This is a genomic window from Arthrobacter sp. (assembly GCF_031988865.1).
In the GTDB taxonomy this organism is placed as follows: Bacteria; Actinomycetota; Actinomycetes; order Actinomycetales; family Micrococcaceae; genus Arthrobacter_B.
Map to the genome: position 1 here is coordinate 1 of NZ_DALZXY010000135.1, position 5,953 is coordinate 5,953.

At 63.5% G+C, this 5,953-nt stretch carries 6 protein-coding genes, 3 tRNA genes and 1 pseudogene; 3 read left to right on the forward strand and 7 right to left on the reverse strand.

The features are described from left to right. Window positions 1–417: 417 nt before the first annotated feature. Both RTN46_RS16125 and RTN46_RS16130 read left to right on the forward strand, forming a co-directional pair. Window positions 418–786, forward strand: a pseudogene (locus RTN46_RS16125) (HNH endonuclease); the annotation flags it as partial. A 587-nt stretch (window positions 787–1,373) separates the two neighbouring features. Then, window positions 1,374–1,862, forward strand: coding sequence for an FBP domain-containing protein (locus RTN46_RS16130; protein ID WP_312182908.1), 489 nt, complete (start codon window positions 1,374–1,376; stop codon window positions 1,860–1,862). 21 nt (window positions 1,863–1,883) lie between these two features. Here RTN46_RS16130 and ybaK read toward each other — a convergent pair whose 3' ends face one another. The 3 genes from ybaK to RTN46_RS16145 form a co-directional block, all read right to left on the reverse strand. After that, window positions 1,884–2,390, reverse strand: coding sequence for a Cys-tRNA(Pro) deacylase (gene ybaK / locus RTN46_RS16135; RefSeq protein WP_312182909.1), 507 nt, complete (start codon window positions 2,388–2,390; stop codon window positions 1,884–1,886). 2 nt (window positions 2,391–2,392) lie between these two features. Then, the gene (locus RTN46_RS16140) at window positions 2,393–2,866 is read right to left on the reverse strand and encodes a SufE family protein (protein ID WP_312182911.1); all 474 of its coding nucleotides are present in this window, start codon (window positions 2,864–2,866) and stop codon (window positions 2,393–2,395) included. Window positions 2,867–2,935: 69 nt separating this feature from the next. Continuing rightward, window positions 2,936–3,844 carry a sulfurtransferase gene (locus RTN46_RS16145; RefSeq protein WP_312182912.1) on the reverse strand — a complete coding sequence of 303 codons (909 nt, stop codon included), beginning with the start codon at window positions 3,842–3,844 and terminating at the stop codon, window positions 2,936–2,938. Between the two features lie 142 nt (window positions 3,845–3,986). Between RTN46_RS16145 and zapE the strand changes: the two genes are divergently transcribed. Beyond that, entirely contained in the window at window positions 3,987–5,042 is a 1,056-nt protein-coding gene (zapE, locus tag RTN46_RS16150; protein ID WP_312182914.1) for a cell division protein ZapE, read from the forward strand. A 99-nt stretch (window positions 5,043–5,141) separates the two neighbouring features. Here the strand turns inward: zapE and RTN46_RS16155 are convergent, their stop codons facing one another. The 4 genes from RTN46_RS16155 to RTN46_RS16170 form a co-directional block, all read right to left on the reverse strand. Then, a complete protein-coding gene (locus RTN46_RS16155) occupies window positions 5,142–5,399 on the reverse strand; it encodes an antitoxin (protein ID WP_312182915.1) in 258 nt (85 codons plus the stop codon). A 155-nt stretch (window positions 5,400–5,554) separates the two neighbouring features. Next, window positions 5,555–5,628, reverse strand: a tRNA-Gly gene (locus tag RTN46_RS16160). A 34-nt stretch (window positions 5,629–5,662) separates the two neighbouring features. Beyond that, window positions 5,663–5,734: transfer RNA gene (locus RTN46_RS16165), tRNA-Val, on the reverse strand. A gap of 46 nt (window positions 5,735–5,780) precedes the next feature. Then, window positions 5,781–5,854, reverse strand: a tRNA-Gly gene (locus RTN46_RS16170). Window positions 5,855–5,953: the final 99 nt, after the last annotated feature.

The following is a 5,953-nucleotide window of genomic DNA, read 5'->3' on the forward strand; positions in this document are numbered from 1 at the left end:
GGCATCGTCCCCGGGCAATGGGCCAGAGACCTCATCGCAGCCGCGCTTCAAGGACTGGAACCGTGCACAACACCGCCTGGCACACGCGGCGACGGACGCTTCCCTGCCAATGGACCAGAACCGGGGGCCCCCGGGCCCCGAGCCACCAGCGGCTCCAGCAATTCCAGTGCCTCCAGTGCCTCCAGCGGCTCCAGCGCCTCCAAAAGTTCCAGCGGCTCCAGGGCCTCCAGCGGCTCCAGCAATTCCAGTACCTCCAGTGGCTTCAGGCAAGATCTCAACGATGGCCAACAGTCCGGACCGCAGCAACCCGGGGCGCGCGATGCTGCTAGCCCGGAGGAGGTCCCCAACAGGGCCCCGACTCCGGCCTCTGAACGGGCCTCCAACAAGGTAGGGGTTCCTATGCTTGATCTGCCTCTCGTGACCTTGCGCCGGCTCTACCTTGAACCCACTACCGGTGAGCTGGTGGCCATGGATTCCAAAGCCCGGCACTTCCCGCCGGGACTTGCCCGGCTCATCCGCGCCCGTGACCAGACCTGCCGGACCCCTTGGTGCGACGCACCGATCCGGCACATCGACCACATCCAGCCACACGCCGCCGGCGGACCCACCAGTTACACGAACGGGCAAGGACTCTGCGAAGCCTGCAACCATGCCAAGGAAGCACCCGGCTGGAGAGCCGATGCCAGCCCGGCCCTGGGTAAACGCCATACCGTCCGAACTGTCACACCGACAGGCCACACCTACAACTCAACCGCCCCGCCGCTGCCCGGCTCGCGCCTTCCATAGCCAGGAGGCACCGCCCGGCAACCAGCTGCACCGGCTTCGCGAAGAGGGTCGCCGACTCTACGACCAGGGCTGCCGGCTCCACGAAGCCCCACCGGTTCCATAGCCAAGGGCGCCGGTTTCGCGGCTCGGGCGCCTGTTTCATGACCCGGGGCGCCCGTTCAGGAAACCCCGCCCACCGGCCTGCACCTGTCGCCTGGATCCAAAGCGGGGAGGTCTCCTGACGGACGCCACCGTTGCCCGGCTGGCCTGGCACAAGACTGCCGATAGGCTGAGCCGCCACGGCTGCCTCTCGCTAACCCTCCGCAGTTCCAGACACCCCCGCAGACCCAGTACCACCTTGCTGATACCATAACCGGCGTGATTGTTTCGGTTTCCACACCCAGTTGCCGCCGCGCAGCGGAAGGGCTGGTGGGCTGCACGCCCTGCAGTGCGCCCCTGTCCTAGCGATTGATACCGCCTGCCCGTGTCCCACCAGATCGTGGTGCCACGGCCGGCCACGCAGGATACCTCCGCCAGCGCCCTATGTCAGGGAACCCTTTTGCGGGATCCGCTGCCCGGGCAACGAAATCGAAACGAAAGCCTTCATCATGCAACCCATTACTCAAGCTGCCATCCGTAAATCCTTCATCAATGCCAGCCGCTCCCAGACCGCAGCAGTCAATTTCCCCGCGGACTTCGACGAAATCGACTGGGAGAACCTTGACCAGTTCGGCTGGCAAGACCACAAGATGCCGCAGCGTTCCTACCTCGTGCTCCCGGTCGAGAACAAGATCATCACCATCCTGCTCCGCGCCCCGGAACTGGTTGCCGCGAGCAAACGGGCCCTCTGTGCTCTCTGCGAAGACCTGGTCAGCGAGGACGACGTGTATATGTTCGTCGCCCCCAAAGCTGGGGCGTCCGGGAAGAACGGCAACTCAGTCGGCACCCTGATCCACAGCACGTTCTCCTGCTCAGACAACGTTCGTGCCGAGGTGAAACCGACAGTGATCCATCCCGATCCGGAGCTGGTCAAGGCTGAACGCATCCGTGGCCTGCAGGAACGGACCCTGCAGTTCGTGCAGAAAGTGCGCAGCTAGGGGTTTTCTAAACTGCCCGGCCTACGCCTTGTAGACGGCTATCGGACCTGTCTTCGCTTCGGTCAGCCGGATCAGATCGAACGGGGAGAGGACTATCTCGAACCCCCGCCGCCCGCCGGAAACGTAGATCGACTCCAGCAGCTCAGCGCTGGAGTCGATCACGGCCGGCGACGGAAGCCGCTGCCCCAGCGGTGAGATGCCTCCCACCACGTAGCCGGTCCGTTTCTCCGCCTCTGCACGGTCGGCGATAAATGCTTTCCTCGTTCCGAGCAATGAAGCGACCTTCTTCAGGTCCAAGGTGCCGGCCACTGGAACCATGGCGACCGCCAGCCGGCCGTCCACGGAAACCATCAGCGTCTTGAAAACGGCCTCAGCCGGAACGCCGAGCTTCTCCGCAGCTTCCAGCCCGTAGGACGGCGTGGAAGCATCGTGCTCGTAGCTCATGGTCCGGTAGGGGACACCGGCCGCATCCAGAACCCGCGTCGCCGGCGTGGCGCTGCGTCCGCCGTGCTTTCCGCCGCCGGCCATGGTTATCCCTGCGCTTCCGCGCCGGCCTGCTCGGCGACCTTCCGTTTGATCCGCCCGAGCATGGCTGACATCCCGCGCATCCGCAGTGGGGTGATGGCCCGGGTTAGGCCCAGTCGGTCGGGAACGTCAGCGGGCACGGCCAGGATCTCCGCGGCCGGCAGACCGTTCAGTCCTTCATGCAGCACACCCGCAAAACCACGGGTGGTCGGAGCCTCAGGCGGCGCGGAGAAGAACAGTTCCACCGGCTGGCCCGGGGCGTCCCCGACCTCAACGGTCAGGAACAGCGGTGTCTGGCATTCGACAACCTGCTCAAGCAGCTCCGGCCGGTCCGCAAGATGCTCCGGAAGGGCCGGCAGCGAACGGGAGAACTCGAGCAGCAGTTCCAGCCGCTCGGGCTCGCTGAGCGCCTGGAAGTCTTCGACAATTTCCTGCAGCTGTACAGGAATGGTGGACGGGGTGGATGAGGTGGTGCTCATGAAAATGCACTTTCAGTTTTGGCCGGCAGGTGGCCGGCAGGTGGCCGGACGTTGGCCGGAAGGGGAAGATCAGCGCTGGGCAGCCGGGGCCTGTCCGGGTTCCGTACCCCGAACGATGGGCACGCGCACGGCGTTGCCCCACTCGGTCCAGGATCCGTCATAATTCCGCACCGTTTCGAAGCCAAGCAGGTGCTTGAGTACAAACCAAGTATGGCTGGAACGTTCGCCAATCCGACAGTAGGCAACGACGTCGTCGCCCGCCTTCAACCCTGCCTCCCCGCCATAGAGTGCGTCGAGCTCGCTGCGGGTGCGGAAGGTGCCGTCCTCGGCCGCAGCCTTGGCCCATGGAACGGACACCGCAGTCGGGATGTGGCCGCCCTTCATGGCACCTTCATCCATGTAATCGGGCATGTGCGTCCGCTCGCCGGTGTATTCGGCGGGGGAACGGACATCGATCAGCGGTCCGGTGCCCAGGTGCGCCAAGACGTCCGGCAGATAGGCGCGGATGGGTGCATCATTACGCTCGACGACGGGATAATCCGCTGCTGTCACGTCCGGCTTATCGGTGGTGGTCTCCCGCCCTTCGGCAATCCACTTGTCCCGGCCGCCGTCCAGCAGGCGGACATCTTCATGGCCAAAGAGGGTAAAGACCCACAGAGCGTACGCCGCCCACCAGTTGCTCTTGTCCCCATAGAGCACCACGGTCGAATCCCGGCTGATGCCCTTCGCTGCCATGAGCTTCGCGAAGGCGGCTCCGTCCACAAAATCACGAGTGTCGGCGTCGTTCAGGTCCGTGTGCCAGTCGATCTTCCGGGCGCCGGGGATGTGGCCGGTGTCGTAGAGCAGGATGTCCTCGTTGGATTCGAGGACAACCAAGTCCGGGGAACCGAGGTGCCCGGCCAGCCAATCGGTGGAGACCAGGCGCTCCGGATTGGCATAGTCGGAGAACTTCGGATTCGGATCTGCGGGCAGCGGCATATTTGGTCCTTAACGTTTTACGGCCGGTTTACTAACTACCCTAACGATGAGGGCGTGCCAAAGCTTCCTTCGAAGTCGGGGCACTGGCTGCAGTGGCGTATCGTTGCTACGGCGGTAAATGCCGTACCCCTAGCAGAATCGGATGGATGGATTGGGCGCAGCAGGACAAGTGGAGCAGCTCTCGAAGCGGACTCCCCAGGTTTCCACGGACGAACTCCTGCAGGGTTTCTTCCCCTCACCGCGCTTCGGCAGCGTCTCCTTTGACAGCTATATTCCGGATCCGTCGCAGCCCTCCCAGGCCCAGGCCGTTACCGCGATGCGTGCCTTCGCTGAGAGCGTGAACACCCCCGCTCCGAGCGGATTCCGCAAACTGTTCGGCGCGAAGAAGCCCGAAACCAAGGCCGGCTTCTACCTCGACGGGGGCTTCGGCGTCGGCAAGACACACCTCCTTGCATCGCTCTGGCATGCAGTGGAAGGTCCCAAGGCCTTCGGTACCTTCGTTGAGTACACCAACCTGGTGGGAGCCCTTTCCTTCCGCAAGACGGTGGACGCCCTCTCCGCTTACAAACTTGTCTGCATCGATGAGTTCGAACTGGACGACCCGGGAGACACGGTCCTGATGTCCCGCCTGATGCGGGAACTGTCCGACGCCGGCGTCAAGCTTGCTGCCACGTCCAACACCCTGCCGGGTTCACTGGGGGAGGGCCGCTTCGCTGCTGTCGACTTCCAGCGGGAGATCCAGGTCCTCGCTGACCAGTTCGACGTAGTGCGGATCGACGGCGAAGATTACCGCCACCGCGGCCTGCCCGAGTCCCCGCCTCCGCTGGACGACGCCGGAATAGCCGCAGGGATCGCGGCTGGATTCGACGGCAAGACGGTCGCCGAAGATGAGTTCGCCGATCTGGTGAACCACCTGGCCGACGTGCACCCCAGCCGCTACCGCCAGCTCATCGACGGCATTGACGCCGTCGCCTGGCACAATGTGCACACCATCTCCGAACAGTCCGTGGCCCTGCGCTTTGTGGTCCTGGCCGACCGGCTCTATGACAAGGATGTGCCGATCCTTGCCAGCGGCGTTCCGTTCGATCAGCTGTTCACCAAGGAAATGATGGCCGGCGGGTACATGAAGAAGTACTTCCGCGCCGTATCCCGGCTCACCGCGCTGGCCCGCGAAGGCCAGACAGGCGAAGCTTCCTAGCCCTACGCAGGAAACATCTTGCCGGCAGGAAAACTCCAGGCAGGAAAAAGCCCCGGCACCGCTGATTCGCGGGACCGGGGCTTTTTGCCGTGCTCTGGGTTAGCTGGCCGGAGGTGTCGGGCCGGCTGCGGGCGGTTCGCCCGGTCCCCGTTCGCGGTCTGCTTTATCTACCGCTTCGGAGGCCTTGCGCTGGAATCCATCGACCTTGTCGGCGTACTTGCCGCCGGTCTTCTGGTCGACGAAGTTGCCGGCCTGGTCGATGCCGCCCTTGATCTTGTCGGCGTTCTGGCCCACAAGATCGGTCGCCTTGTCCTTCAGCTCTCCGGCCTTGCCCTTGAGCCCGTCAAATACAGACACGGACCACCTCCTTTCGCTGGGGAAGCCAAGCGCTTCCCGTTCAAGGTCAATGGTAAGCCCCCTGAGTAAGCAGGCCAAGAAGTGCGGTATTCCGGCTTTGGCAGTTAAAAACAAATGGAGCAGACCATTAGGCCTGCTCCATTTGTGTTATTTCGAGCGGACGACGGGATTCGAACCCGCGACATCCACCTTGGCAAGGTGGTGCTCTAGCCAGCTGAGCTACGTCCGCAGACAAAAGGCCGGCACACTGTGCCGGACTTCCGTGCGCGATACTGGGATCGAACCAGTGACCTCTTCCGTGTCAGGGAAGCGCGCTACCGCTGCGCCAATCGCGCCTGATGCTGATCAGCCGGAACGAATTCCGGACATTCAACACAGGAGAGCGGACGACGGGATTCGAACCCGCGACATCCACCTTGGCAAGGTGGTGCTCTAGCCAGCTGAGCTACGTCCGCAAATGAATGTTCCACACTAAGTTTGTGCACAAAGTACAGAACTTCGTGCGCGATACTGGGATCGAACCAGTGACCTCTTCCGTGTCAGGGAAGCGCGCT

Excerpts from the sequence above, each read along its gene's own strand:
- RTN46_RS16130 (WP_312182908.1), top strand. The coding sequence starts at position 1,374 with ATGCAACCCATTACTCAAGCTGCCATCCGTAAATCCTTCATCAATGCC.
- ybaK (WP_312182909.1), bottom strand. The coding sequence starts at position 2,390 with ATGGCCGGCGGCGGAAAGCACGGCGGACGCAGCGCCACGCCGGCGACG.
- RTN46_RS16140 (WP_312182911.1), bottom strand. The coding sequence starts at position 2,866 with ATGAGCACCACCTCATCCACCCCGTCCACCATTCCTGTACAGCTGCAG.
- RTN46_RS16145 (WP_312182912.1), bottom strand. The coding sequence starts at position 3,844 with ATGCCGCTGCCCGCAGATCCGAATCCGAAGTTCTCCGACTATGCCAAT.
- zapE (WP_312182914.1), top strand. The coding sequence starts at position 3,987 with ATGGATGGATTGGGCGCAGCAGGACAAGTGGAGCAGCTCTCGAAGCGG.